This window comes from Quadrisphaera sp. DSM 44207, assembly GCF_900101335.1.
Lineage (GTDB): Bacteria > Actinomycetota > Actinomycetes > Actinomycetales > Quadrisphaeraceae > DSM-44207.
Map to the genome: position 1 here is coordinate 148,695 of NZ_FNKA01000002.1, position 26,818 is coordinate 175,512.

23 protein-coding genes and 1 riboswitch are annotated in these 26,818 nt (G+C 76.0%); of the genes, 10 read left to right on the plus strand and 13 right to left on the minus strand.

The genetic code is table 11. The features are described 5' to 3' along the window. Positions 1-207: 207 nt before the first annotated feature. From BLS82_RS06840 to BLS82_RS16025, 4 genes are all read right to left on the minus strand, one after another. Complete coding sequence (locus tag BLS82_RS06840) at positions 208-936, minus strand: hypothetical protein (protein ID WP_092863229.1); 729 nt, start codon at positions 934-936, stop codon at positions 208-210. A 53-nt stretch (positions 937-989) separates the two neighbouring features. Then, complete coding sequence (locus BLS82_RS06845) at positions 990-1,745, minus strand: hypothetical protein (protein WP_143028771.1); 756 nt, start codon at positions 1,743-1,745, stop codon at positions 990-992. Between the two features lie 158 nt (positions 1,746-1,903). Then, positions 1,904-3,349: a lipase maturation factor family protein gene (locus tag BLS82_RS06850; RefSeq protein ID WP_092863234.1), complete on the minus strand. Its 1,446-nt coding sequence runs from the start codon at positions 3,347-3,349 to the stop codon at positions 1,904-1,906. 107 nt (positions 3,350-3,456) lie between these two features. Continuing rightward, positions 3,457-4,215 (minus strand): excalibur calcium-binding domain-containing protein, encoded by a 759-nt coding sequence (locus BLS82_RS16025; protein ID WP_218123690.1) that lies wholly within the window; start codon positions 4,213-4,215, stop codon positions 3,457-3,459. 259 nt (positions 4,216-4,474) lie between these two features. Between BLS82_RS16025 and BLS82_RS06860 the strand changes: the two genes are divergently transcribed. Together BLS82_RS06860 and BLS82_RS06865 are read left to right on the plus strand one after the other, a co-directional pair. Further along, positions 4,475-4,768, plus strand: a complete 294-nt coding sequence (locus BLS82_RS06860; RefSeq protein ID WP_092863237.1) for an NUDIX hydrolase — start codon at positions 4,475-4,477, stop codon at positions 4,766-4,768. A gap of 203 nt (positions 4,769-4,971) precedes the next feature. Further along, the gene (locus BLS82_RS06865) at positions 4,972-5,463 is read left to right on the plus strand and encodes a DnaJ family domain-containing protein (protein WP_092863240.1); all 492 of its coding nucleotides are present in this window, start codon (positions 4,972-4,974) and stop codon (positions 5,461-5,463) included. Between the two features lie 10 nt (positions 5,464-5,473). Here BLS82_RS06865 and BLS82_RS06870 read toward each other — a convergent pair whose 3' ends face one another. After that, positions 5,474-6,937: a protein adenylyltransferase SelO gene (locus BLS82_RS06870; RefSeq protein WP_092863243.1), complete on the minus strand. Its 1,464-nt coding sequence runs from the start codon at positions 6,935-6,937 to the stop codon at positions 5,474-5,476. Positions 6,938-6,989: 52 nt separating this feature from the next. On the opposite strand from BLS82_RS06870, the gene BLS82_RS06875 reads away from it, so the two are divergent. Together BLS82_RS06875 and BLS82_RS06880 are read left to right on the plus strand one after the other, a co-directional pair. Continuing rightward, entirely contained in the window at positions 6,990-7,355 is a 366-nt protein-coding gene (locus tag BLS82_RS06875) for a hypothetical protein (protein ID WP_143028772.1), read from the plus strand. Positions 7,356-7,439: 84 nt separating this feature from the next. Beyond that, a complete protein-coding gene (locus BLS82_RS06880) occupies positions 7,440-8,486 on the plus strand; it encodes an NAD(P)-dependent alcohol dehydrogenase (protein ID WP_092863249.1) in 1,047 nt (348 codons plus the stop codon). Between the two features lie 66 nt (positions 8,487-8,552). Here the strand turns inward: BLS82_RS06880 and BLS82_RS06885 are convergent, their stop codons facing one another. Beyond that, entirely contained in the window at positions 8,553-9,671 is a 1,119-nt protein-coding gene (locus tag BLS82_RS06885; protein WP_255378183.1) for a DUF3616 domain-containing protein, read from the minus strand. Between the two features lie 214 nt (positions 9,672-9,885). On the opposite strand from BLS82_RS06885, the gene BLS82_RS06890 reads away from it, so the two are divergent. Continuing rightward, positions 9,886-10,512 (plus strand): SGNH/GDSL hydrolase family protein, encoded by a 627-nt coding sequence (locus BLS82_RS06890; RefSeq protein WP_092863255.1) that lies wholly within the window; start codon positions 9,886-9,888, stop codon positions 10,510-10,512. A 66-nt stretch (positions 10,513-10,578) separates the two neighbouring features. Here the strand turns inward: BLS82_RS06890 and BLS82_RS06895 are convergent, their stop codons facing one another. From BLS82_RS06895 to BLS82_RS16600, 6 genes are all read right to left on the minus strand, one after another. Then, a complete protein-coding gene (locus BLS82_RS06895) occupies positions 10,579-12,255 on the minus strand; it encodes an ABC transporter ATP-binding protein (RefSeq protein ID WP_092863258.1) in 1,677 nt (558 codons plus the stop codon). Continuing rightward, a complete protein-coding gene (locus BLS82_RS06900; RefSeq protein WP_092863261.1) occupies positions 12,252-13,847 on the minus strand; it encodes an ABC transporter ATP-binding protein in 1,596 nt (531 codons plus the stop codon). The genes BLS82_RS06895 and BLS82_RS06900 overlap by 4 nt, the downstream gene beginning before the upstream one ends. 237 nt (positions 13,848-14,084) lie before the next feature. Then, complete coding sequence (locus BLS82_RS06905) at positions 14,085-16,457, minus strand: glycoside hydrolase family 65 protein (protein WP_092863264.1); 2,373 nt, start codon at positions 16,455-16,457, stop codon at positions 14,085-14,087. Next, positions 16,454-17,245 (minus strand): beta-phosphoglucomutase family hydrolase, encoded by a 792-nt coding sequence (locus BLS82_RS06910; protein ID WP_092864922.1) that lies wholly within the window; start codon positions 17,243-17,245, stop codon positions 16,454-16,456. The genes BLS82_RS06905 and BLS82_RS06910 overlap by 4 nt, the downstream gene beginning before the upstream one ends. A 176-nt stretch (positions 17,246-17,421) precedes the next feature. Then, a complete protein-coding gene (locus tag BLS82_RS06915) occupies positions 17,422-18,285 on the minus strand; it encodes a hypothetical protein (RefSeq protein WP_092863267.1) in 864 nt (287 codons plus the stop codon). Between the two features lie 180 nt (positions 18,286-18,465). Beyond that, positions 18,466-19,278 carry a LysM peptidoglycan-binding domain-containing protein gene (locus BLS82_RS16600; protein WP_218123691.1) on the minus strand — a complete coding sequence of 271 codons (813 nt, stop codon included), beginning with the start codon at positions 19,276-19,278 and terminating at the stop codon, positions 18,466-18,468. Positions 19,279-19,565: 287 nt separating this feature from the next. On the opposite strand from BLS82_RS16600, the gene deoC reads away from it, so the two are divergent. The 5 genes from deoC (at position 19,566) to BLS82_RS06945 (ending at position 24,688) form a co-directional block, all read left to right on the plus strand. Continuing rightward, positions 19,566-20,564, plus strand: a complete 999-nt coding sequence (gene deoC, locus BLS82_RS06925) for a deoxyribose-phosphate aldolase (RefSeq protein WP_092863270.1) — start codon at positions 19,566-19,568, stop codon at positions 20,562-20,564. 46 nt (positions 20,565-20,610) lie between these two features. Then, positions 20,611-22,059, plus strand: a complete 1,449-nt coding sequence (locus BLS82_RS06930; RefSeq protein WP_092863273.1) for an aldehyde dehydrogenase family protein — start codon at positions 20,611-20,613, stop codon at positions 22,057-22,059. Continuing rightward, complete coding sequence (locus tag BLS82_RS06935; protein ID WP_092863276.1) at positions 22,049-22,942, plus strand: aldehyde dehydrogenase family protein; 894 nt, start codon at positions 22,049-22,051, stop codon at positions 22,940-22,942. The genes BLS82_RS06930 and BLS82_RS06935 overlap by 11 nt, the downstream gene beginning before the upstream one ends. Next, the gene (locus BLS82_RS06940) at positions 22,939-23,724 is read left to right on the plus strand and encodes a DUF429 domain-containing protein (RefSeq protein ID WP_218123692.1); all 786 of its coding nucleotides are present in this window, start codon (positions 22,939-22,941) and stop codon (positions 23,722-23,724) included. Before BLS82_RS06935 ends, BLS82_RS06940 begins: the two co-directional genes overlap by 4 nt. Before the next feature lie 240 nt (positions 23,725-23,964). Beyond that, a riboswitch (cyclic di-AMP (ydaO/yuaA leader) is annotated at positions 23,965-24,120 on the plus strand. A 4-nt stretch (positions 24,121-24,124) separates the two neighbouring features. Further along, entirely contained in the window at positions 24,125-24,688 is a 564-nt protein-coding gene (locus tag BLS82_RS06945; protein WP_092863279.1) for a C40 family peptidase, read from the plus strand. On the opposite strand, the gene BLS82_RS06950 is transcribed toward BLS82_RS06945, so the two are convergent. Continuing rightward, positions 24,670-26,136 carry an ExeM/NucH family extracellular endonuclease gene (locus BLS82_RS06950; RefSeq protein ID WP_218123693.1) on the minus strand — a complete coding sequence of 489 codons (1,467 nt, stop codon included), beginning with the start codon at positions 26,134-26,136 and terminating at the stop codon, positions 24,670-24,672. The genes BLS82_RS06945 and BLS82_RS06950 overlap by 19 nt on opposite strands. Positions 26,137-26,818 lie beyond the last annotated feature (682 nt).

The window sequence follows — 26,818 nt, forward strand, 5'->3', positions numbered from 1 at the left end:
TCGATCGGCTGCAGCCGATCGAGCACCACGCGCGGCAGGAGGAACTGCTGCATCAGCTTCATCAGGCGTACGGAGGCACGGAGCGACGCGATGGACCTCGGTCGAAGGAGTTCCCGACCGAGGTCCATCGCGTCGTGGTCATGCCGGCGAGTTCGGTGGGCCGCCATGCACCCTGTTCCTCGCTGGACGGAGCGTTGTCACTCAGGTTCAGCGGCTGGTGACCTTGTCGATGTAGCGGTCCAGCGGGATCTTCCAGTACGGCTCCCACGGCCAACCGCACGGCTTGCGCTCGACCGCGACCTCGATATCACCGTTCGGTACCGCGAACTCGACATCGGTGAGGAAGATCTCGCGGTGTTCCTCCCGCGTGTCGAAGGTCGTGCCAGCACCGAAACCGTAGACCGCCGTGTAGGTCACGTCGGCGACCAGGTTTCCGCTGGTGCGGTAGAAGGGCTCGATGAGGATGCCCCGCGCTTTCTGACCGGGTGCCACCTCGAAGGTGTGGTTGGTGATGGTCGCTTCCTCCTCCCCTTGCGAGAACTCGGCGCTGCCCGCGACCGTGAGGCCGAAGAACTTCGTGAGCTCCGCGCCGCCGCCCAGGGAGCCACCCACCGTCCACGACCTCGTCCGGGTGAACTGCCCTGCCTCCTCGTGGCCCGCCTCCTCTCCCTCCGCGGCGTCGCAGTTGTTCGTGACCGGCGTGGGCAGGGCCAGGTGGCGCGCGACATTCGTCTTGGGCGTCGTGGGGTCGTAGTCGCAGTTCTCGACGGTGATCCCTGTGTTGATGCCCTCTGTGTCGCCCTGGCAGACCTTGAAGACCTGCTCATCAGTGAGGTTGTCCAGGGCGCTCGCCATGGGCGCGAGTGCGACCATCGCGACGCCCAGGCTCGCGGTGGCGATGCCGCTCGCCGCGGCCCGTCGAACCAGCTTCCTCATGGTGCTCGGTCCTCTCTGTTCGAAGTGTGCGGTAGCAACGGGATGAACGGTCCTCAACCAGCGCTGGTGGCGGTGCTGACCCATCTGTCCGGGCCGAGCACCTGGTAGTCCTCCCAGGCCCAGTCACACTCCTTCTTCTCCGCCGTGACGCCGATCGGAGCGGTCGACACCGGGATCTCCACGTCCTCGAGCGGGATCTCCCGGTGGTGGACGCGCCGCACCGGGGTACCCGTCGCCGTGACCTCCTCGTAGGTCACGGCGGCCTCCAGGACGCCGCTGGACCTGTCCATGGCCTCGACGAGGACTCCCCGCGCCTTCCACCCCGGCGCGACGTCGAAGGTGTGAGCAGCGATCGGAGCGGTGTTCCGCCTCTCCTGGTGCAGGGTGTCCTCGTTCACGGTGACGTCCCACAGCCCGGGGAACTGCGCGCCGCCCCCCAGGGCACCGCCGACCGTCCACGCCCGGGTCCGCGTGAACCGCCCCTCGACCTCCAGGCGACCTGTCGTCCCGGCAGGCGCGCCGCACATGTCGGTGCTCACCTCGGGCAGGGCGTACCAGCGCAGGCTGCTCTCGACGGGTGTGGTGGGCGTGTAGTCGCACCGGGCCACCACGTCGTCGGCGACGTGCCCGAGGTTCTCGCCCTGGCACATCCGGAAGAGGTCCTGCTCGGAGAGGACCTGGGGGTCCGTGATCTCCTGGGCGTTCGCCGCTGGGGCGAGTCCGAGGAGCGTCAGCCCCAACCCTGCCGCCGCGATACCGCCCGCGACGGCCCGACTCCTGCGGTTCTCCATGGTGGTCCTCCCCGTCATGCGCTCCTCCTCCGTCGGCGAGCGAACATGACGAACGTAGGACCAGGACTTCTCAGGGGTCGTGCTGATCACCGTTGATTGGCCGATCTCCTAACGGGGCATCGTTAGTCGATCGCTTGATGAAGAGCCTGTGACCGGAGCCCGAGCACCGACGCCTCTCACCGGGCCCGGCTCGGTGAGCTCTCCAGCGACATCGGGCGCACGAGGTCGTTCACGTGCCGGCGCGTCCACCACGCGCCGGTGGCTCGCCGCTCCGCGGGGGTGGTGTAGCGGTAGCGGTACACGCTCGCGCGCACCCACCGCGGCGGCGCCTGCGGCGGGAAGGGGGAGGAGCGCAGCAGCTTCAGCGTCGCGCGGTCGCCCTCGAGCAGCCTCACCAGCAGCGGGACCAGCCAGCGGTCGCCGTAGCCGGGGTTGATGGCCACGAACCACATCAGCCAGTCCAGGCGCAGGTGGTAGGGCGCGATCTGCGGCGGGCGGCGGTGGACGTCGCCGGGCTTGGCCTTGAACTCGTACTCGCGCCACACGGTCTCCGGGCCGGGCGCGGGATCGTCGGTGCCGGAGAGGACGACCTCGTGGCGCACGCGGGTGATCGAGCCGAACGCGCCGTAGGTGTTGACCAGGTGCAGCGGCTCGAAGCTGGCGTTCATCGCCTGCCGCTTGGACAGCAGGTTGCGCACCGGCCCCACGCTGAGGACGGCCACGAGCGCGGTCAGCGCGATGGTGAGCACCTGGTGCCACGCCGGCGACGACAGGTCGGTGGGCGGGTCGACCGGCACCACGGCGTCCAACCACCGCCCGTCGAGCACCGGGATCGCCAGCACCAGCGTCAGGGCGTTGAGCCAGGAAAAGTTCCCGCTGACCACCAGGTAGCCCTGCGTGATGATCACCAGGAGGGCCGCGACGCTCGCGACCGGCTGCGGCAGCAGCAGCCCGAAGACGAGGACGAGCTGCATCGCGTGGTTGACGACCACCTCGACCTTGTGCAGCGGCTTCGGCAGGTGGTGGAAGTACCAGCTCAGCGGCCCGGGCATCGGCTGGGTCTCGTGGTGGTGCTCCAGGCACGTGAGGTCGCGCCAGCAGCGGTCACCGCGCATCTTGATCAGCCCGGCGCCGAACTCGAGGCGGAACAGCAGCCAGCGGAGCAGCCACAGCACGAGCACCGGCGGCGCCACGTGCGCCGGCCCGAGGAAGATCGCGAGGAACCCGGCCTCGAGCAGCAGCGTCTCCCAGCCGAACCCGTACCAGGTCTGCCCGACGTTGACGATCGACAGGTACAGCGCCCACAGCGCGAACCAGACGAGCATCCAGCCCGCGAGCGGCAACCGGTCCGGAACGCCGACCAGCGTGAGCGCGGACAGCGCGATGCCGACCCAGCACACGCCGGCGAAGAGGCGGTCGGAGTAGCGCCACGAGAACAGGCTGGGGGAACGGCGGAACGGCACCCGGGCGAGGAAGCGGGGGATCGGCGTCAGTCCGCGCTCGCCCAGCAGCGGCCGGAACTGGGTGAGCGCCACCGTGAACGCGACGAGGTAGATCAGCGCGAGCGCCCGGGTGAAGACCAGCCGGCTGTGCCAGTAGCCGGGGTCGGAGAGCCAGTCCACCGCCGCCTCCTGCTCGGAGCGTCCCGTCGACCCTGGCGTACCCCGGCGGGTGGACGACGACGCACCCCGTGGGTCAGGCGCCGGCGTCCGCAGCGCTCATGCGCAGGTCACGACTCGCAGGCGACGCCGTCCCCGTCCCGGTCGAGCTTGCCGCTGTACCCGGGGTCGCCGGCGTGAAGAGGGGCGGCCCCGGCCGCTCGGGCCTCGGAGCAGTTCGCGTACGACGTGCTGGAGCCGCTGTCCGCTGCCGCGCTCGAGGTGCCCGAGGACTCCGAGACCGGCGAGGACTGCGAGGAGGAGGACTGCGAGGAGGAGGACTTCGAGGAGCCTGAGGACTGCGAGGAGGACGACGCGCTCGAGGCCGTGCCGCTCGACGCCTTCGCCGCGGAGCCCTTGGCGGCCAGCGCGGCCTGCACGCTCGCCAGCTGCCCCTGCAGGTCCTCCACCTGGCGCTGCGCGTCGGCGAGCTGGCCCTCGGCGGACGCGCGGGCGGTCTGCGCGGACCGCTGCGCCGCCGCCGCGGCCTCGAGCGCCGTCTCGGCCTCGGCCTGCTCCGCTGCGGCGCTCCGCGACTGCGCCTCGGCGTCCTGGCGCGCCTCGACCGCGGTGCGCCTCTCCTCCTGCGCCCGGGCGAGGTCCGCCTCACCACCGGCGGAGCCGATCCCCGTGCCGGCCAGGAGCCCCAGGACGCCGGCGCCGGCGACGAGCACCCAGCGCCGCCGGCGGCGCTCGACCGGGCGGTCCTCACCGAGCGGCTCGGCGCCGAGAGGCAGGGCGCCGACAGGTGGAGCGCCGGTCGGCGCCGACGGCGCCGATGACAGGGAGAGCGTGCTCTCCCGGAGGTCGATGGGCCGGGTCTTCTCCATGATCGCTCCCCCCGTGGACCTGGACGTGAGACCAGAGGAGCACGCGCCGAGACGGATCTGCGGGAGCGACACACCGGACAGCACGACGGCCGCCCGGTCAGCTGGCCGGGCGGCCGTCCACGCGAGGGCCGATCCGACAGTCGCCTCGCGGCGAGGGGCCGCTCGTGGCGGCGGGGGTGAGGCCCGGGGACGTGCACCGGACCGGCCACGTCCTGCAAGGCTCCACAGCCCTCGGGCGTTCCCGGGCGCAGGGCGGCCGTTGTCCGCTCAGGACGCCGCACCGGGGTACGAGGAGGGCACCACGACCGACCTCACCCGCTCCACGACGCCCCCGGACGGCTGCGCCGAGCTGTCCCGCACCGAGCACGTCGAGGGCAGCTTCGTCTCCGTGCGCACGGACGAGGTGCGCACCGGCCCCGACTCGACGACGACGTACGACGTGGTGGCGCACCCGGGCGGCGCCGCCGTCGCCGCCGTCGCCGCCGTCCGCTCCGGGGACATCACCAGCGCCATGACGGTCGCCGGCCTGCTCGCCGTGGCCGGTCCGCTGTGAGCGACTCCCCGAGGTCCCACGTCGACGGCCAGGTCGCCCTCCTCAGCACGCGCAGCCCGCTCGTCGACGGCGGCCGGACGGCGCGCCGGGCCCGACCCGCGTGCCGCGGCGGCGCCGTGCTGGAGGGGACCCTGCGGCTCCGCTGACGGCTCGGCGGACCATGGAGCGAGCACCGACCGCTGCGAGGAGGATGCGAGGAGGACATGACCCAGCGCAAGCCGCCCCAGGTGCCGTTCGAGACCTGGGTCGACCGGCAGATCCGCGTCGCCCAGGAGCGCGGCGAGTTCGACAACCTCTCCCTCGCCGGCAAGCCGCTGCCCAAGGGCCGGCCCTCGACGACCGACGAGTGGACCGTGGAGTGGGCCAAGCGCGAGGGCGCCGACCTGACCGCGATGCTGCCGCTGAGCCTGGCGCTGGCGAAGGAGCGGGAAGAGCTGACGGCGTCCCTGCCGCGACAGGGCTCCGAGGCGCAGGTGCGGGCGCTGGTGCAGGACTTCAACGCCCGGCTCGACCAGGCCTACCGTCGCCCGCCGGACGGCCCGCCGCTGGCGCTGGCGCCGATCGGCCTGGACGCCGCGCTGCGGCGGTGGCGCGAGGCGCACCCCCGGCCCGCGCCGAGCGCGGAGCCGGAGCCGCCGGTCGCTCGCAGGCGGTGGTGGCACTGGGAGCGCCGGATCCGGCGGGCGGGCCGGTAGCGGCGAGGCCTCAGGTGCCGCAGAAGGTCCGGTAGGCGCCGAAGTCCTCCGGGGCGGGCGCGGCGTAGCGCTCGAGGCCGGGGCGTTCGTCGTAGGGCGCGCTCACGGCCTCCAGCAGCTGACCGAGCGGCCCGAGGTCGCCGTCGGCGGCGGCCGCCAGGGCCTCCTCGACGAGGTGGTTGCGCGGGATGTAGACGGGGTTGACCCGGTCCATCGCGTCGGCGTCCGGGCCCAGGGCGCGCCAGCGCTGCGCCCAGGCGTCGAAGCCCTCGCGGTCGAGGAACAGGTCGCGCGCGGGCGCGGCGTCGCCGCGGGCGGCGGCGCCCAGGGAGCGGAAGAAGGACGTGAAGTCCACGCGGCCCTCCTGCAGCAGGCGGAGCAGGTCCTCGGCCAGCGCCGCGGTGACCGCGTCGTCCAGGCCCTCGGGCAGGCCGAGCTTGGCCCGCATCCCGCGCGACCACGCCGCGGCGTACTGCGGGCGGAACCCTTCCAGCGCCTCCACCGCGATCGCGATCGCCTGCTCCTGGTCGTCGGAGAACAGGGGCAGGAGCGCCTCGGCGAGGCGGGCGAGGTTCCACTCCACCACCACCGGCTGGTTGCCGTAGGCGTAGCGCCCGATCGTGTCGATGGAGCTGTAGACGGTGGTCGGGTCGAAGGCGTCGAGGAAGGCGCACGGCCCGTAGTCGATGGTCTCGCCGGAGATCGTCGTGTTGTCGGTGTTCATCACCCCGTGGACGAACCCGACGAGCATCCACCGGGCCACCAGGGAGGCCTGGGCGGCGACCACGGCCTCGAGCAGCGCCACGTGCGGGCGCTCGGCCCGCGCGGCGCCGGGGGAGTGGCGGGCGATCGCGTGGTCGGCGAGGCGGCGCAGCAGCTCGACGTCGCCGGTGGCGCGGGCGTACTGGACGCTGCCCACGCGCAGGTGGCTGCTCGCGACCCGGGCGAGCACGGCGCCCGGCAGCAGGGTCTCGCGGCGCACCGGGCGCCCGGTGGCCACCACGGCCAGGGAGCGGGTGGTGGGGATGCCCAGGGCGTGCATCGCCTCGCTGACGACGTGCTCGCGCAGCATCGGCCCGACCGCGGCCAGGCCGTCCCCGCCGCGCGCGAACGGCGTGCGCCCGGAGCCCTTCAGGTGCAGGTCGCGCAGGCGGCCCTCGGCGTCGACGACCTCCCCGAGCAGCAGCGCCCGCCCGTCGCCCAGGCGCGGGACGAAGTTGCCGAACTGGTGCCCGGCGTACGCCTGCGCCACCGGGGTGGCGCCGTCCGGAACCCGGTCGCCGACCAGGAAGCGCACCCCGTCGGGGCCCCGCAGCCAGGCCGGGTCGAGGCCGAGCTGCGCGGCCAGCGGCTCGTTCAGGACGAGCAGCCGCGGGTCCGGAGCCTCCTCGGCCTGCCAGGGCATCGCCATCTCCGGCAGCTCGCGGGCGAAGCGGTCCTGCAGGGCGATGGTCGACGGCGGTGCGACGCTCACCCTGACGAGGGTACGTCGCCTGCCGGAACCGGCCACCGGCATGCTGGGGGCCATGACCCACGCCGAGGCGGGCCCCGCGCTCCGCAACGCCCTGGTGCGGCACGTCGCGCGGGCGGCCGCCGCGGACGACGAGCGGGAGCGGGCCCGCCACCTCGACGTCGCCACGGGCCTGCGCGAGGCGCTGACCGTCCTCCTCGACGCCGCGGACACCACCGTCACCCCGGGCATCGCCGGCCGGGCCGCGCTGCCGCCGGACGCCGAGGTGCGGGCCCGGGAGTGGCTGCAGGAGGACGCCGACCACCTCCTGGGCACCCCGGCGCTGGTCGCGGCCGCGGAGGAGGCGGCGCGCGGCGGCTCCGGCGTCCACGAGACCGACCTGCCCCGCACCAGCGACGGCCGGGACGTGCACGACCTGTAGCCCGGTGCGCACTCCTCGACCTGCGCCGCGCGCGGGCCTCGGGAAGCATGGGGGGACACCCCCACCCCTCCCGGAGGTCCCCTCGTGCTGACCGTCTCCGCCCGCTCCACCGCCAGCGCCGGCGCGCCCTTCGAGGCGACGACCATCGAGCGCCGCGACCTGGGGCCGCACGACGTGCTCATCGACATCGCCTACGCCGGCATCTGCCACTCCGACATCCACACCGCCCGCGGGGAGTGGGGCGAGACCCTCTTCCCGCTCGTGCCCGGCCACGAGATCGCCGGCACCGTCTCCGCCGTCGGCTCGGAGGTGACGACGTTCGCGGTCGGCGACCGCGCCGGCGTCGGGTGCATGGTCGACTCCTGCCGCGAGTGCGAGCACTGCCGCGCCGGCGAGGAGCAGTACTGCCTCGAGGGCAACACCGGCACCTACAACGCCATCGGCGAGGACGGGCGGCCCACCGACGGCGGCTACAGCGAGAAGATCGTCGTCGACGAGGCGTTCGTGCTGCGCATCCCCGAGGGCATCTCCCTCGACGTCGCGGCGCCGCTGCTGTGCGCCGGCATCACCCTGTACTCCCCGCTGCGCCACTGGGACGCCGGGCCGGGCAAGCAGGTCGCGATCGTCGGCCTCGGCGGCCTGGGCCACATGGGCGTCAAGCTCGCGCACGCGATGGGCGCGGAGGTCAGCGTGCTCAGCCAGTCGCTGAAGAAGCAGGAGGACGGCCTGCGCCTGGGCGCAGACCACTACTACGCCACCGGAGACGAGGGCACCGTCGAGCAGCTGGAGCGCCGCTTCGACCTCATCATCTCCACCATCTCCGCGACCGTGGACATGACCGCGTACCTGAACATGCTCAAGCTGGACGGGACCCTGGTCACCGTGGGCGCGCCCCCGGAGCCGATGACGGTGCCGGCCTTCGCCCTCATCCCCGGACGCCGGCGCCTGGCCGGCTCGATGATCGGCGGCATCCGCGAGACCCAGGAGATGCTCGACTTCTGCGCCGAGCACGGCCTGGGCGCCGAGGTCGAGGTGATCAGCGCCGACCAGATCGACGAGGCCTACGACCGCGTCGTCGCCAGCGACGTGCGCTACCGCTTCGTCATCGACGCCGCGACGATCGCCGGCTGACGCGCTGGGGCCGGCGTGCTCGGGGGCTGGTGGGCCCCGAGCACGCCGGCCCCGGGCGGGCCTGCGTCAGCGGCGCAGGGGCAGGACGTCGGCCACGACCGCGCCGTCGTCCCCGAGCCGCTGCGGCGCCGGGCTGTCGTAGACGACGAGCAGCCGCTCGCCGCCCCCGTCGTCAGTGCCGCCCGGGCCCTCGAGGACGTCGATGCCCTCGGCGTGGTCGACGCCCGGCCCGTACGGCAGGTCGAGCTCGGGGGTCAGGTCGTCCCCGCGCAGCACCGCGGGCGCCTCCACGGTGCACGCGCCGTGCCAGCGGTGCACGCGCACCGGCCCGTCGAGGTCCATGGTCGGCCCGGCGAGCACCAGCAGGTCCTCCCCGTGCGGGCACAGGTCGCGCACCCCGAGCCCGCCGAGGTCGAGCAGGTGCTTGCGGTACGGGCGCCCGTCCTCCAGGTCGCGCAGCCGCAGCCGGCCCGGCGCGCCCGGGTCGACGTACGGCGCCAGCTCGACCACGAACGCCCAGCCGCGCAGCACCGGCCCGCGCAGGCCCAGGTAGACGCGCTCCCCGGCGACGGCGATGCCCTCGACGTCGAGCCCGTTGTCCTTGCTGGGGATCGCCACGAACGGCCCGAGGTGCTCGTCGTCGGCGAGGACGTCGCGCAGGGTGCGGTCGCCGGGGCCGCCGAGGACGGCCGCGGTCAGCCGCTGCGCCCCGCTGCCCGTGGCCCGCACCGGGGCGGGCAGCCCGTGCTCGTCGTCCTGCACCGGCAGGCGCAGCAGCACGTGGCGGTTGACCTCGTCGACCACGCCGGCGAGGCGCCTGAAGGCCTTGGCCCCGTCGTGCTCGGCCTTCACGCGCTTGCGCTTGAGGCTGTGGGAGCCGACGGCCCACAGGAAGGGCCCGGAGCGGGCCAGGCCCTCGACGTCCGCCTCCTCGGAGGCGGGGCCGGGCAGGTCGACGAGGTCGGCCAGGTGGTAGGTGACCTGCTCGCCGTACCCGGACCCGTCCTCGGAGACGACGAGGCGCTCGAGGGTGGCGGTCTCGTCGCCGGCGACCCACAGGGCGCGCCCGTCGAGGCGGACGGCCGAGAGGTTCACGTGCGTCTGCGCCTCCCGGGAGGCGGCGGTGAAGCGCAGCCGCACCGTGCCGGACGGGCCTGGCGCTGCGCTGCTGACCCGCTCCGGCACGCTGCCACGGTACTGCGCTCGGCGCTCGCTGCGACACCAGCGACGGCGCACGTGACCACGACGGCCGCTGTCATCGTCGCCGCGAGGTCTCGGAGGGTCGTCGTGGACGTGGCAGACCAGCCGACGCCGACCACGCTCGCAGGTCCGGGTCGCTGAGGTGGCCTCGGGGCGCTCCGGCGGAGGAACCGGCGCCCGCGCGGTGTTGCACTCCGTGATGACTCTTCGCCTCGTCCTCCTCGGGGACTCCATCGCCTCCGGCACCGGGGCCGCGCGCGCCGCCGACGCGCTCGCTCCCCGCCTCGCCGCCGCCCTCTGCGCCACCGGCACGCCCACCGAGTCGGCCTGCGTCGCCGTGCCCGGCGCCCGCAGCGCCGACCTCGCCGTCCAGGTCGAGCGCGCCGCGCCCTGGCGCCCGGACGTCGCCGTGGTCGTCGTCGGCGCGAACGACCTCACCCGGCAGGTGCCGCCCGCGCAGGCCGCCGCAGACCTGGGCCGCGCCGTCCGGGGCCTGCGGGCCCTCGGCGCGCAGGTGGTCGTCGTCCCGGCACCGGACCTCAGCGTCCTCGCGCACGTGCCGCCCGCGGCCCGCGGCCTGGTGCGGGCCGCCAGCGCGCTGCTGCGCGGTGCGCAGGCGCGCGCCGTCCTCGCCGAGGGCGGCCGGGTCGCCGACCTGGGCGGGCGCACGACGGCGGCGTTCGCGAGCGACCCGTCGCTGTTCTCCGCCGACCGCTTCCACCCCTCCAGCGCCGGCTACGCGGTGATCGCCGAGGCGCTCCTGCCGGCCGTGCGCGCTGCCGCCGGCGCGGCGACGGCCGACGCGGACGGCACCCGCAGCGCCTGAGCCCGCGCCGGCCGCCGGGCAGCGGCACGCCGGACGGCGCGCGCCAGGGCGCTCGTGACCGCGGCGTCAGGGCGCGCGCACCCGCCCGCGGTCCAGGCGCACCACGCGGTCGGCGCGCTGCACGCTGTCCGGCCGGTGGGCGACCAGGAGCACGGCGCGGCCCTGCAGCGCCCGGTGCAGCGCGGTGTCGACCAGCGCCGCGGTGTCCGGGTCGAGCACGGACGTCGCCTCGTCCAGGACGACCACCTGCGGGTCGGCCAGCGCGACCCGGGCGAGCGCGACCAGCTGCCGCTCCCCGGCCGACAGCGCCCCGCCGCCGTGCCCGACCGGCGTGCGCACCCCGTGCGGCAGGCGCTCGGCCCACGCGCGCAGCCCCAGCCGCGCCAGGGCGCCCAGCACCTCGGCGTCGGAGGCCTCCGGGCGGGCCAGGCGCACGTTGTCCGCGACCGAGCCGCGCACCAGGTGCCCGTCCTGGGGCACCACGACGACGGCCCGCCGCAGCTGCTCGGGCGCGAGGTCGCGCAGGTCGGTGCCGCCGAGGGTGACGCGGCCGGCGTCCGGGTCGGCCCAGCGCGCGGCCAGGGCGGCGAGCGTGGACTTGCCGGCGCCGCTCTCGCCGACCAGCGCGACGACCTCGCCGGGGGAGACGACAAGGTCCACGCCGTCGAGCACCAGCTGCCCCGGCCGGTAGCCGAAGCGGACGCCGTCGACGGCCAGGGTGCCGTCGTCCGGCAGCGGCCGCGGGTCGTCGGGGACCTCCAGGGACGGCGAGAGGTCGAGCAGCGCCACGACCCGACCGAGCGCGGCGCGGGCGGTCTGCAGCTGGTCGAGCACCTCGGTCAGCTGGGTGACCGGGGAGTAGAGCGCGACGGTGGCCAGGACGGCGGCGCTGACGGTGCCCACCGAGGCGGCGCCGGCGGAGGCCATGGCCGCCCCGACCGCCAGCACGGCGAGCGCCGTGGCGGACTGCAGGGCGATGACGACGGGGAAGAAGCCGTTGCGGGCCCGCGTGCCGTCGGCGTAGCGCTCGACCACCTCCAGGTTCGCGGCCCCGTACGCCGCCGCCCGCTCGGCCTCGCGCCCGTGCCCCTGCACCACGCGCACCCCGACGAGGGTCTCGCGCAGCACCGACAGGGCGGCGCCGGACGAGGCGCGGTAGCGGGGGTAGAGCACGGTGGTGCGGCGCAGCAGCCGGCGGGCGGAGAGCCCTCCCCCCACCAGCCCGAGCACCGCGACCCCGGCCAGCGGCGCGGACACGCCCAGCAGCACGGCGGCCGCCAGCACCAGGACCGTCAGGCCGCGCACGAGGACGGGCAGGCTCAGGCGGGCCGCCTCGCCGAGCACCTCCACGTCGCCGGTGGTGCGGGCGAGCACGTCGCCGCGCCCGGTCCGGCTCAGCTGCGGCGGGGAGAGGGCCAGGACCCGGCGCAGGCAGCGCCCGCGCAGCTCCGCGAGCACGCCCTCGGCCACCGCGCCCCACAGCCGCAGCCGCACCGCCGTCGCGGCGCCGGCGAGCAGGGCGAGGGCGGCGATGCCGAGCGCGGCCCGCGGCACGGCCGCCTCCCGCCCGGCCAGCGCGCCGTCCACGGCCGAGCGCACCAGCAGGGGAGCGGCCGTCGTGGCGAGCGCGCCGAGGACGACCGCGACCGCGAGGACGCCCAGGCGCGCGCGGTGCGGGCGCAGCAGGTCGCGCACGTGCCGCAGCACCGAGCGCGCGGGCGGAGTGGCCAGCGGTGGGCTCACGCGGCGGGCACCGGCTCGCGGGGGCCGTCCGCGACGAGGCGCCCGCGCTCGAGGACGACGACCCGGTCGACCAGGCGCAGCGCCGAGGGGCGGGAGGTGGCCAGGACGAGCGTGGCGCCCCGCGTGGCCTCTCGCAGCGAGGTGAGCACGGCGTCCTCGGTGGCCGGGTCGAGGGCGGAGGTGACGTCGTCCAGGAGCAGGACGGACGCCCCGGGCAGCACCCCGCGCGCGAGCGCCACGCGCTGGCGCTGCCCTCCGGACAGGCGACCGCCGCGTTCGCCGACCTCGGCGTCGTAGCCGCCGGACAGGGCCGCGACGAAGCCGTCGGCGCCCGCCGCCCGCGCCGCCGCGCGCACCCGCGCGTCGTCGGCGCCGGGGTCGGCGAAGCGGACCGCGTCCGCGACGGTGCCCGCGAACAGCACCGGCTCGGCCACCAGCGCCACCCGCGAGCGCAGCTCGGCGAGGTCGACCTCGCGCACGTCCGCGCCGCCGACGCGCACCCGCCCGCCGCTCGCGTCGTACTGGCGGGCCAGCAGCCTCAGCAGGGTGGACTTGCCGGAGCCCGGCGGCCCGATCACACCGACCCGCTCCCCGGCGCCCACGCACAGGTCCACGCCGTCCAGCACCGGGGCGCCGCCGTAGCCGAAGCGGACCGCGGCGAGCTCCACGGGCAGCGCGCGCCCGGCGGGCAGCGGTCGGGGGTGCTGCGGCGGGTCGAGCACGGGGCGGGCCGCGAGCACCTGCTCGAGGCGCTGCGCCGAGGCCAGCGCCTGCTGCACCGTGGCGACGCGCTCGCCGAGCACGCGCGTGGGCGTGGCGAGGAGGAGGACGTAGGAGGCGGCCGCGACGAGCTCGCCGACGCTGAGGTCGCCGGCGAGCACCAGGCGCCCGCCGACGAGCACGGTGGCGGCCAGCACGAGCAGCGGCACGGCGTCCAGGAAGGGCTCGACGCCGGCGTTGAGGCGGTGCACGCGCAGGCCCCGCTCGCGCACCCGGGCGCTCTCGCGGGCGACGGCCCGCTCGCGGGCCCGCTCGGCGCCGACGCCCTGGACGACCTCCAGGCCCGTGACGGTCTCGTCGATGCTGACCGTCACCCCGTCCACGGCCTCCTGCAGGGCCGCCGCGCGCGCCCGCTGCCGCGGCGCGGCCCACGCCATGAGCGCGGTCAGGCAGGCCAGGCCGCCGGTGACGACGACGGCGAGGCGCAGGTCGAGCACGGCGAGCAGGACGGCGGCGCCCACCAGCGAGACGGCGTAGGCGACGGTGTGGGCGACGCAGTCGAGGAGGCGGCCGACGCGCTCGACGTCGCTGGTGGCCCGCGCCAGCAGCGAGGCGGCGGGCACGCGGTCGTGGAAGGTGGCGTCGAGGGCCAGCGCCCGCTGCAGCAGGCGCTGGCGCAGCGCCGCGGAGGACTCCGCGAAGGAGCCGGCCGCGTGCCGGTGGCGCACGAGCGCCGCGAGGGCCTCGACCGCGCCGAGCGCGGCCAGCACCGCGCACCACAGCAGCAGCGCGCGCAGGTCACCGGCCACGACGCCCTCGTCGACGGCGCGGCCGAGCACCAGGGGGGCGACGGCGGCGCCCGCCTGCCACACCAGCCCCGCGGCGACGCCCCGGGACAGGTGGCGGCGCGCGCCCCATGCCGTGGCCGCGAGCAGGCGCAGCGCGGCCCGGGGCGGCGGGGGCGCCAGGGGTGGTGCGGCGAGGATGACGGGCTCCGCTGGTCGGACCGGGTGTCGCAGCCCGCTTACCCCCTGCGACGCCGGGCAACCGTCGGCGTCGTCGGCGTCGTCGGCGTCGTCGGCGTCGTCGGCCTCGTCGGCGGTGGCGCGTCAGGAGCGGCGCGAGCGCTCCGACGTCCCGCGGTGCGCCGGCTCGCGGCCCGGCGGCTGCGGCGGCCGCGGCAGCAGCGGCGTCCGCTTGGCCACCGGCAGCGTCACCGGGGCGCCGGCGCTCACGACGACGTCCTGGCCCGCGTGCCGGAAGCGCAGCTCGGCGTCCGGCCCGTCGCGCAGGCTGTACGTGGCCTGGTGCCGCTCGACGTCCACGTGCACCCGCAGGGAGCGCCAGCGCAGCGTGAACCGCAGCCGGGTGATGCCGTCGGGCAGCTGGGGGTCGAAGGCGAGGACGCCGCTGTGGTAGCGCATGCCGCCGAAGCCGTTGACCAGGGCGATGCACGTGCCGGCCAGGGACGCGATGTGCAGCCCGTCGCGGGTGTTGTGGTGCAGGTCGCGCAGGTCGATCAGGGCCGCCTCGTAGGCGTAGTCGTGCGCGAGCTCCAGGTGCCCGACCTCGGCGGCCATCACCGCCTGCACGCACGCCGACAGGGACGAGTCGCGCACGGTGCGCCGCTCGTAGTAGTCGACGTTGCGCGCCTTGTCCTCGGCGGAGAACCGGTCGCCGAACCACAGCATCGCCAGCTCGAGGTCGGCCTGCTTGATCACCTGGCGGCGGTAGAGGTCGAAGTACGGCGCGTGCAGCAGCAGCGGGTACCGGTCGCGGTGGGCGAAGTCCCACTCCGGCAGTTGCGTGAAGCCGTCGGACTGCTGGTGCACCCTCAGCTTCTCGTCGAAGGGGATGTGCACGCGGTCGGCGGCGTCGCGCCAGCGCGCGACCTCCTCCAGGTCGACGCCGAGGTCGTGGCCGAGGTCGAGGTGGCGGTCCACCGCGCCGGCGGCCGCGCGCAGGTTCTGGGCGGCGGCGAGGTTGGTGAAGACGTTGTCGCGCACGACGGCGGTGTACTCGTCGGGGCCGGTGACGCCGACGATGTGCCAGCGGCCCTCGCGGTCGTGGTTGCCCAGCGACATCCACAGCCGGGCGGTCTCGACGAGCAGCTCCAGGCCCACCTCCCGCTCGAGGGACTCGTCGCCGGTGGCGGCGCGGTAGTGCTCGACGGCGGTGGCGATGTCGGCGTTGATGTGGAAGGCCGCGGTGCCGGCCGGCCAGTACCCGGAGGTCTCCTCCCCGTGGATGGTCCGCCACGGGAACGCCGCGCCGCGCAGGCCGAGCACCGTCGCGCGCTCGCGCGCCAGCGGCAGCGTCGAGTGCCGCCAGCGGATGGCGTGCGCGGCGGCCTCGGGCAGGGCGTGGGTGAGCACCGGCAGCACGAAGGACTCGGTGTCCCAGAACGTGTGCCCGTCGTAGCCGGGACCGGTCAGGCCCTTGGCCGGGATGCAGCGGCCCTCGGCCCGCGCCCCCGCCTGCAGGACGTGGAAGAGCGCGAAGCGCACCGCCTGCTGCACCTCGGGGTCGCCCTCGACCTGGACGTCGGAGGCGTCCCAGAAGTCGTCGAGGTAGGCGCGCTGAGCCTCGATCAGCCCCTCCCAGCCGGAGTAGCGGGCCCCGGTCAGGGCGGCGGCGACCTGGTCGCGCACGGCCGGGGTGGAGCGCAGCGCCGACCAGCCGTAGGCGACGAGCTTGACCAGCCGCACGGACTCGCCCGGCTGCAGAGTGCACACGTACGTGGTGCGCGCCCAGTCGTCGTCCGCGATGGTCTCCACCTCCACGCGCCCGGGGGCGGTGACCTGGTGGTCCATGCCGGCGCCCATCTGCAGCCCGCTCAGGCGCGTGCGGTGCAGCATGATCACGCTGGCGCGGCCGACGTCGCGGGCCATCGCCTGCAGCGGCGAGTCGAGCACCTCCGCCACGCGCGGGTCGGGCCGGCGCACGGGCAGGGCCTCGTTGGCGACGAGCTCGGACTGGATGATCAGCCGCACCGGGTCCTCGACCGCCTCGACGACGTACTCGATCGCGGCGACCGCGCGCTCGGTGAAGGAGACCAGGCGCGTGGAGCGCACGCGCACGCGCTTGCCGGCGGGGGAGGTCCAGTCCAGGTGGCGGGTCAGGGTGCCCGCGCGCAGGTCGAGGACCCGCTCGTGCGCGTGCAGGGTGCCGTAGCGCACGTCGAGGGACTCGTCGTCCACGAGCAGGCGCACCAGCTTGCCGTTGGTGACGTTGACGATCGTCTGGCCCTCCTCCGGATAGCCGTAGCCGGCCTCGGCGTAGGGGAGGGGGCGCTCCTCGAAGAAGGAGTTCAGGTACGTGCCGGGCATGCCGTGCGGCTCGCCCTCGTCGAGGTTGCCGCGGAAGCCGATGTGCCCGTTGGACAGGGCGAAGACCGATTCCGACTGCGCGAGCACGTCGAGGTCCAGGTGCGTCTCGCGCACGCACCACGGCTCGACCGGGAAGACCGACGGGGGGATCACCGGGAGCCCCCGTCGCTCGCGCCGCCGACCGGGCTCCCGGCAGGGGCGTCCAGCAGCTGGGCGAGGTCGGTCACGACGACGTCCGCCCCCTGCACGCCCAGCGCCCGCGCGTGCCCGGGCCCGACGCGGTCGACGCCGACGACGTACCCGAAGCCCCCGGCGCGCCCGGCCTGCACGCCGGCGAGGGCGTCCTCGAAGACGGCGGCCGCGGCGGGCTCCACGCCCAGGGCCGCGGCGCCGGCGAGGAAGGCGTCGGGCGCCGGCTTGCCGGGCAGGCCGCGCTCGCGCAGCGTCAGCCCGTCGACGCGGGCCTCGACCAGCGGCGCCAGCCCCGTCACCCGCAGCACGTGCTCGGTGTTGGCGCTGGAGGAGACCACCGCGCGGCGCAGGCCCGCGCGCTCGGCGGCGAGCAGGTAGCGGCGCGAGCCCTCGAAGACCTCCACGCCGTCCCGCTCGATCGCCGCGAGCAGCTCGACGTTCTTGCGGTTGCCCAGCCCGTGCACCGTCTCGGCGCCGGGGTCGTCGTCCGGGGAGCCCTCGGGCAGGGTGGTGCCGCGGCTGGCGAGGAAGGCGCGCACGCCGTCCTGGCGCGGCCGGCCGTCCACGTGGGCGGTGTAGTCGGCGACGGGGTCGAAGGGCACGAACGGCTCGCCGGTGCGCGCCGAGCGCTCGCGCAGGTACGCGTCGAACACCGCCGCCCACGCCGTCATGTGCACCGACGCGGTGTCGGTGAGCACGCCGTCGAGGTCGAACAGGCACGCCGTCACTCTCCCGGGCAGCCCCAGCACGCCCACCACCGCCTCGCCGTCGCTCCCAGGTCGCTGCGGGCAGGCCCGTCCCGCACGCCTGACCGTAAGGACACCGGGGCGCTCGCGCACCGCAGGACGCGGCGCCGGCGCTCGACGGCGCGGGTCAGCCGTCCGGGTCAGCCGTGCGGGTCAGCCGTGCGGGTCAGCCGTGCGGGTCAGCCGTGCCGGTGCGGGCGCTGAGCGAGCGCGGTGCCGACCGCGGCGGCGGTGGCCCGCTCGACGGGCAGGTCCGGCAGCACGCGCAGCACCTCCTCCTCGTCGAGCCCCTGGGCCAGGAGGGCGTGAAGCAGCGCGCCGGCGTGCGCCGGCGCCACGGGCAGCGGCCAGCCGCCGTCGGCGAGCGCCGCCGCGGCGAGGAAGCGGGCGCCGGCGAGGTCGTCCCCGCCGGCCGAGGAACCGGCCGAGGAACCGGCCGGGGGGCCGGACGCCGGTCCGGCGGCCGCGCGCGTCGTCGCCTCGGCGGCGCGCACGAGCGACAGGGGCAGCCCCTCGGCCTCGACCTCCAGCAGCGGCGCGGTCGCCAGCGCCGCCAGCACGAGCTGCTCGGCCTCCGTGCGCAGCGGCGCCTCCCACTCCCCGGCGCGCACGACGGCGACCAGGTCCTCGCCGTCCTCGCCGAGGTCGTCGAGCAGCTCCGCCCACGCGGCCGGGTCGCTCTCGCGCACCCGCTCGGCGGCCCTCACGCACGTGTCGAGGACGAACGGGTCGACCACCTCGCGCTCGAACCGGTCGGCGAGCATCGCGCCGGAGGGCGTCAGGGCGCCCAGGGCGTCCTGGAAGCTGCCCGGCCGGGCGTCGCCGAGCTCGAGGCGGGCGTCCTCCTCGCCGCTCAGCGGCAGGCCCGCCGCGGCCCGCGCGCCGAGCGTCAGGCCGGAGTCGACGACGCGCCCGTGCCGGCGCACGCGGTGCGGCTGGTCGGACACGCCCACGCTCCACGCGCAGGCCTCCGCGACGAGGTCGCCCGTGCGCTCGCGCAGCACCTCGCGGGTGAGCAGGCCCACGGCGTCGACGTCGACCACGGCTCCCCCGTGCGGTGAGGGCGGATGTCGATCCCGGTCACCCGGCCGGCGATCACGGTCGCGGACGATCATGGGCGAGGTGCAGCCGGTCGGGCACGACGGCTGCACCTCGCCCATGATCACGCTGCGAGGGAGCAGGTCCCGGAGGAGCAGGCCCTCGGGGGCGGGGGAGGACGGACCTCAGACGGAGAGGACCTGGCCCGCGAAGATGCGGTTCGGGTTCGACCCGATGACGCCGCGGTTGTTGTCGTGCAGCACGCGCCAGGTGGTGCCGTGCGCGGCGGCGATCTTCGCGAGGGTGTCGCCCGACGCGACGGTGTAGGCGTCCCCGCCCCGGTTCCCGCGGCGGTTCTCGCCCTTGCGCTCCGAGGAGCGGGACGGCGCGGCAGCGGCGCGCTCCTCGGCGGCCGGCGCGGGCGCGGCAGCCGGCGCCGGAGCGGGCGCCGGGGCGGCGGCGGGAGCCGGCGCGGCACCGGCCGAGCCGGCCTTGTCCGCCTCGGTCAGGCCCAGCTTCTTGGAGCAGGCGGGCCAGGCGCCCCAGCCCTGCACCGCGAGGGTCTTCTCGGCGGTGGCGATCTGCTGGTCGCGGGTGGCCAGGTCGGCGCGCGGCGCGTAGGCCGTGCCGCCGAACTCCTTCCACGTGCTGGCGGAGAACTGCAGGCCGCCGTAGTAGCCGTTGCCGGTGTTGATCGCCCAGTTCCCGCCGGACTCGCACTCGGCGAGGGCGTCCCAGGTCGCGTCGGTGGCGGCGCTGGCGGCACCGGCCCCGATCGTGGGCAGCGCCAGCGCGGCGGCGGCGACCCCGAGGCCGAGGGCCCGGCGGGTGCGGCGAGCGGAGGCGGCGCGGTGGCGCGGGTCAGCGGAGGCAGCGGTGAAGGAACGGATGGTGGACTCCTCGGTACGGCCCGTCGTCCTGCGGTCGGCGCAGGCGCGGTGGACGGGCGGCGGTGGCCGGGCGCAGGGCGCAGCACGACCAGGGCATCGACTTGTCAAGGGCCCGCAGCTCGGTCTCGAGCACGTGGCGGCACCCGGCCCACGCCGGGGGAAGATGACCCGCCCGGCTGCGTGAGCGGGGCGACCGTACGCAGAGTGAGTGGGATGTGTCGAATCTGGTGTTCTCAGGCATCTGCGTGGATCCGTCCCGATGCGGCCCCCGGACGGTGAGCTCCCGCCCGCGGGAACCGGCCGCGCTGCGGCAGGATGAGGGCCCGCGACGCCGCGATCGCGCCCTCCTCGGCCGTGGTCCCCGTCGCGCCGAGCGCACGAGAGGACGAGGACGCATGGACGCCGTGACCAGCGATGCCCCGCCCCAGGACGTCGCGACGAGGGCGCGCGACGTCCTGGGCTCCTCCCGCCTGGACGACGCGTCGCTGCGCGCCTTCCTCCACGGCCTGCCGGGCGTGGACCGCGTCGGCGCCGACGGCCGCGCCGCCCAGCTCGGCACCCGCTCGATCAAGGCCACCGCCAAGGCGTGGGCGATCGACGCCGCGATCTCCATGGTCGACCTGACCACCCTCGAGGGCGCCGACACCCCCGGCAAGGTGCGCGCGCTGTGCGCGAAGGCGCGCCAGCCCGACCCGGCCGACCCCACCTGCCCGCGGGTCGCCGCCGTGTGCGTGTACGGCGACCTCGTGCCGGGAGCGGTCGAGGCGCTGCGCGGCAGCGGCGTGCGGACCGCCGCCGTCGCCACGGCCTTCCCCAGCGGCCGCGCGAGCCTGCACGTCAAGCTCGCCGACACCGCCGACGCCCTCGACGCCGGCGCCGACGAGATCGACATGGTCATCGACCGCGGCGCGTTCCTCTCCGGCCGGTACCTGCAGGTGCTCGAGGAGGTCGCCGCCGTCAAGGACCTGTGCACCGCAGCCGGGCGCGGCGCGCACCTGAAGGTGATCCTCGAGACCGGCGAGCTGGCCACCTACGACGCCGTGCGCCGCGCGTCCTGGCTGGCGATGCTCGGCGGCGCCGACGTGATCAAGACCTCCACCGGCAAGGTCACGCCCGCGGCGACGCTGCCGACGACGCTCGTGATGCTGCAGGCCGTGCGCGACTGGCGCCGGGCCACCGGGGCCCTGGTCGGCGTCAAGGCCGCCGGCGGCATCCGCAGCGCCAAGGACGCCGTGAAGCACCTGGTGGTGGTCAACGAGGTCGCCGGCCCGGACTGGCTGACCCCCGACGCGTTCCGCTTCGGGGCCTCCACGCTGCTCGACGACCTGCTGCTGCAGCGCCACAGGCTCGCCACCGGCCGCTACTCCGGCCCGGCCCACGTGACGCTCGACTGAGCCGACCTGCGACACCCGGAGCGACACCGAGAGCACCGAGGGACCCATGAGCGTCTTCGAGTACGCCCCCGCGCCCGAGTCGCGGGCGGTCGTCTCCTTCCGCGACCACTACGGCCTGTTCATCGACGGCGAGTTCACCGAGCCCGTGGACGGCGGCGCCTTCGCCACCACCGACCCCGCCACGGAGGAGGTGCTGGCCGAGGTCTCCGAGGGCGGCGCCGGGGACGTGGACCGCGCCGTCGCCGCCGCGCGGCGCGCCTACGAGGAGGTCTGGTCGCGCCTGCCCGGCTCCGCGCGCAGCAAGTACCTCTTCCGCATCGCGCGGATCATGGCCGAGCGCTCCCGCGAGCTCGCCGTCGCCGAGAGCCTCGACAACGGCAAGCCGATCAGGGAGAGCCGCGACGTCGACGTCCCCACCGCCGCGGCGCACTTCTCCTACTACGCCGGGTGGGCCGACAAGCTCGAGCACGCCGGCCTCGGGCCCGGCCCGCGCCCGCTCGGCGTCGCGGGCCAGGTGATCCCCTGGAACTTCCCGCTGCTGATGCTGGCGTGGAAGGTCGCGCCCGCGCTGGCCTGCGGCAACACCGTCGTGCTCAAGCCCGCTGAGACGACGCCGCTGACCGCGCTGCTGTTCGCCGAGATCTGCCAGCAGGCGGAGCTGCCGCCCGGCGTCGTCAACATCGTCACCGGCGCGGGGGAGACCGGCCGCGCGGTCGTGGCGCACCCCGGCGTCGACAAGGTCGCCTTCACGGGCTCGACCGCGGTCGGCAAGGAGATCGCCCGCTCGGTGGCCGGCAGCCGCAAGAGCGTCACCCTCGAGCTGGGCGGCAAGGCCGCGAACATCGTCTTCGACGACGCGCCCGTCGACGAGGCGATCGAGGGGATCGTCAACGGGATCTTCTTCAACCAGGGGCACGTGTGCTGCGCGGGCTCGCGCCTGCTGGTGCAGGAGTCGGTCGCGGACGACGTCGTCGAGCGCCTCAAGCACCGGCTGGGCACGCTGCGCGTCGGCGACCCGCTCGACAAGAACACCGACGTCGGGGCGATCAACTCCGCCGCGCAGCTGCAGCGGATCACCGAGCTGTCCGCGGCGGGGGAGGCCGAGGGCGCCCAGCGGTGGTCCCCGGCGTGCCGGCTGCCCGAGCGCGGCTTCTGGTTCGCGCCCACGGTCTTCACGGGCGTGTCGAACTCGCACCGCATCGCGCGCGAGGAGGTCTTCGGGCCGGTGCTGGCGGTGCTGACCTTCCGCACGCCCGACGAGGCGATCGCCAAGGCGAACAACACCCCCTACGGGCTGTCGGCGGGGGTGTGGACGGAGAAGGGCTCGCGGATCCTGTGGGCCGCGGACCGGCTGCGCGCCGGCGTGGTGTGGGCCAACACGTTCAACCGCTTCGACCCCGCCTCCCCCTTCGGCGGGTACAAGGAGTCCGGGTACGGCCGCGAGGGCGGCCGGCACGGGCTCGAGGCCTACCTGGAGGTCGCCCGTGCCGTCTGAGCCCGCTCCCGCGCTCCCGCGCCTGGCCGTCCGCAGGACGCACAAGCTCTACCTCGGCGGCGCCTTCCCGCGCAGCGAGTCGGGGCGCTCCTACCCCGTCACCGACGCGCGCGGCGGCTTCCTCGCCAACGCCGCCATGGGCTCGCGCAAGGACGCCCGCGACGCCGTCGTCGCGGCCCGCAGGGCGTTCGCCGGCTGGGCCGGGGCGACGGCGTTCAACCGCGGCCAGGTGCTCTACCGCGTCGCCGAGGTGATGGAGGGCCGCCGCGCGCAGTTCGTCGACGACGTCGCGCGCGCCGAGGGCCTGGACGCCGCGGCCGCCGGCGCCGTCGTCGACGCCGCGGTCGACCGCTGGGTCTGGTACGCCGGCTGGACGGACAAGGTCGCCCAGGTCGCCGGGAGCGCCAACCCGGTCGCCGGCCCGTACTTCAACCTCTCCGCGCCCGAGCCGACGGGCGTCGTCGCCGTGCTCGCCCCCCAGGGCTCGTCCCTGCTCGGGCTGGTCAGCGTGCTCGCGCCCGTGCTGGTCCCGGGCAACGCGGCCGTCGTCCTCGCCAGCGAGGCCCGGCCCGTGCCGGCGGTCACGCTGGCGGAGGTGCTCGCCACCTCCGACGTGCCGGGCGGCGCGGTCAACATCATCACCGGCCGCACCGCCGAGGTCGCCCCGTGGCTGGCCTCGCACCTGGACGTCGACGCGATCGACCTCACCGGCGCGGCGCACCTGGACTGGGCCGCGCTGGAGCGCGAGGCCGCCGAGAACCTCAAGCGCGTGCTGCGCCCGGCCCGGGGCGGCGAGCCCGACTGGGCGGCGGCCCCGGACGGCCCGGCGCGGATCCTGCGGTTCTGCGAGACGAAGACGGTCTGGCACCCCAAGGGCACGTGAGCCGGTCCGCTCCGCCGCCGCCCGGCACGCCCGGCGTCCGCGTGCTGGGCGCCGACGTCGCCGCCGGCCGCTGGGTCGGCGTCGTGCTGGACGGCGCCGCGGACGGGCCGGCGAGCGCGGCGGCGGTGACCGCGCCGACCGTCGCCGAGCTGGTGCGGCAGGCCCGCGCGGGCGGCGAGCTGGCGGTGGTGGCGCTCGACATCCCGATCGGGCTGCCGGACGCCGGGCGCCGCGCCGCCGACGTGGCGGCGCGGGCCCTCCTGGGCCCGCGGCGCGCGTCGGTGTTCCTCACGCCGGTGCGGCCGGCCCTGCTCGCGGCCTCCTACGAGGAGGCCGCGGCGGTCAACCGCGCCCTCGCCGGGGAGGGGCTGTCGCGCCAGGCGTTCGCGCTGGCGGCGAAGGTGCTCGAGGTCGACGCGTGGGTGCACCGCGACGCCGGCCCCGACGCCGGCCCCGACGGCGGCCCCGACGGCGGCCCCGACGGCCTGCGGGTGGTCGAGGTGCACCCGGAGCTGTCCTTCGCCGCGATGGCGGGGCACCCGCTGGAGCACCGGAAGAAGAGCTGGGCGGGCGCGGAGCTGCGGTGCTCGCTGCTGCGGGAGCAGGGCGTCGAGCTCACCGGGCCGCTGGGGCGGGCCGGCGAGGTCGCGGCCGTCGACGACGTCCTGGACGCCGCGGCGGCGGCGTGGAGCGCGCGCCGGTGCGCCGCCGGCCTCGCACGCTGCCTGCCGGACCCGCCCGAGCGGTCCTCCGACGGCTGGCCGGCCGCGGTCTGGACCTGACGGGTCCTCGGCAGGCACGTGCCGTGCGTCCGCGCGCGCCCGTGGGCCGCGGACGGCGTCGGCGCAGGTCAGCACGCGGGCGGGTCGCGCGGCGCGGCGGGCAGCACCCTGCCGAGCGCCGGGGCCCGGAAGATGACCATTCCGGAGGGCCTTGACGACGCACCGTCACAGAAGGTTGCATGACGGCGCCTCCGGAGAACGCCGGAGGTCCCCGGTGCGCACGCCGAGCCTCTGCCGGCGCACGAGGGGTCGCGAACCCGTGCGGCAGAGGACGGGGGAACCACTTCCGGGCGCGGCCCTGCCGCGTCCTCGGGGTGAAGCTCAGCGCACCGCGCGAGCCGGGTGACCTTCCCACCCGAACCCGACAGCTCACCTCGCAGGCGTCGGAGAGGCCCACCACATGTCTGTTCCCGCTGCCCTGACGCCTACCCTCGTGCCGTCCGAGCAGGGCTCGGCCCTGCCCACCCGTCGCTCCCTGCGGGCCGCCGAGCGCGCCCGCGCGTCCCAGCGCTCCAAGGTCCGCCGCTCCCTGGCGGGCATCGCGATGGCCGGCGGCCTCGCCGTCGGCGTCGCCCTGCCGGCCCAGGCCGTGCTCGTGCCGGCCGCGGCGGCGCCCGCCGCCTCCTCGGTGCTGTCGGTGGCCGCGCAGTACGTCGGCACGCCGTACGTCTACGGCGGCACCACGCCGTCCGGCTTCGACTGCTCCGGCTACGTCCAGTACGTGTTCAAGCAGGTGGGCGTCTCGCTGCCGCGCACCGCGAACCAGCAGCTGGGCGCCACGCAGCGCATCAGCGCCGGCGAGGCCCAGCCGGGTGACCTCGTCTTCTTCACCAGCGGGGGCCGGGCCTACCACGTGGGCATCTACGCCGGCGACGGCAAGATGTACGACGCGGGCAGCTCGCCCCGGTCGGTGACCAAGCGCAGCATCTGGACCAGCGCCGTCGTCTACGGCCGCGTCGCCTGAGCCCGGGCAGCGGCGGCGCCGCGGCGGGGCTCCGGCGCCGCCGCTGCGCCGCCGTCAGGACCCGTGCCGCTCACGAGGACGCCGTCCCCGTCGGTGCCGGCGAGCGCGGGCGCGGGGCCCTGGCAGGGCTCGGCGAGGTCGATCCCGAGCACGAGGGGGTCGTGGTCGCTGGAGCGGTACGGGTCCGGGGCGTACAGCGCCGGGTCGCCGGTGTACTGGTAGGCGGCGGACTCGACCGCGTTGACGTTCCAGTGCACCAGGTCGGTGACCTTCGCCGTCAGCGCCCCGGTGGCCAGGGCGTGGTCGAGCGAGCCGGAGAGGCCGTCGAAGACGTAGCTGTACCGCTGCGGGTCCAGGGCCTGCCCGAGGTCGGGGTACCCGGCCTCGGCCAGCCGCCGGATCGGGTCCTCCTGCGTGTAGGCGTTGAAGTCGCCGAGCAGCAGCACGTCGCCGTCGCCCGTGCGCTCGCGCAGCTGCTCGGTGAACGCGGCCAGCGAGGCGGCCTGGCGCGTGCGGTCGCCGTTCCAGGCCCCCTGCCCGTCGCCGTCGTCCGCGTCGTCGCCGGTGGCGCCGTCCGCCGAGCCCTTGGACTTGAAGTGGTTCGCCACGACGGTGAAGGCGTCGCCGTCCTTGACGAACGTCTGCGCGACCGGCTCGCGGGCGTTGGACCACACGGCCTCGTCGACCAGGCCCACTGGCTCGCCGACCGGCTGGACGACGTCGCGCTGGTAGATGACCGCGTTGCGGATGACGTCGCGGGCGACGCCGTAGAGCTCGCGCGGCAGCGGCACGTAGGCCCACCGCTCGTACCCGGCGGCGGTGTTCAGGCGCCGCACGAGGTCCGCGAGCGCCCGGTCGGCGTCCCCGGGGCTGAACCCGGTGGAGTCGGTGTCCTCGACCTCCATCAGCGTGACGGCGTCCGCGCCGAGCGCCTCGACGGCGGGGACGGTCTTGGCGGCCTGGTGCTCGAGCTGCTCGGCACTGCGTGCGCCGCGGGCGTCGGGCCCGGTGTGGGTGAGGAAGTAGTTCAGGACGTTGAAGGCGCCCACCTGCACGTCGCCGCCGACCGGCTCCGGCGCCGCCGGCCGGGTGTTCTGGAGGGCGAAGGTGCCCTCCGCGGTGCCGTCGGCCGGCTGCAGCCGCCACTGGCCGAACCCGGAGCCGAGGACCACCGGCGCCACCAGGTCGAGCACGTCCCCGACCCGCACCGGCGTGGTGGGCGTCAGGTACGGGCGCGTGGTCGTGCTTCCCGAGGCGCTGGCCGCGTCGTCGAGGACGATGCGGCGCAGGGCGCTCGTCGCCGCGACCTGCGCGGCCTCGGGCGTGCCGGGGCGGGCGAGCTCCGTCGGCTGCACCAGCACACCGCCCTCGGCCAGGGTCAGCTCGCCGAACCTGGTCAGGGCGAAGACGTCGCTGACGCTCAGGGCGTCGGCGGGCTCGACGAGCACGCCCTCCAGGCGCTCGGGCCACGGCGTCGCCGAGGTCGACGGCGGCGGGGCTGAGGACGAAGACCCCGTCCGACGTCGCCGCGTCGCCGTCGCCGTCGGGGTCCTGCAGGTAGAAGCCCGACAGGCCTGGGACGTCGCCGACGACGACCCCGCGCACGGTGACCTGCTGGCCGGCCAGCGGCGTGGTGGCGCCGCTGCCCTGCACGGCGCCGACCTCGTGGGTGGGCGCCGCCCCGCACGCCGCGGGCAGGGAAGGCGGCGGCGCGCCGGCCGGGTTCACGGTCCCCCTCGTGGCGGAGGCGGGGCCGGCCCGCACCAGCGCGTCCGCCGCGGCGTCGTAGGCGCGCGAGAGCGACTGCCCGGCCAGTCCGGCGCGGGCCTCGCTCACGCCGGTGTCGGTGCTCCGCGTCCCGGCCGCCGGCCCGGACGTCGCCGCGAAGGCGCCCTCGTAGGAGAGGAGCTCCAGCAGCTGGTCGCCGCGGACGAGGGCCACGCCGTCCGGGGAGCCGTTCTGCAGGCCCGCGGTGGCGACGGCGACGGCCGCGGGGGCGTCGGCCGGAGCCGTGACCGACGGGAGCGGGACGCGCCCGTACCCGACGCCCGTGCTGCCGTCGTAGGAGACGACCGACAGGCCCTCGGAGGTGGTGCCGGCGGGCAGGTGCACCTCGACGAACTCGCCGAC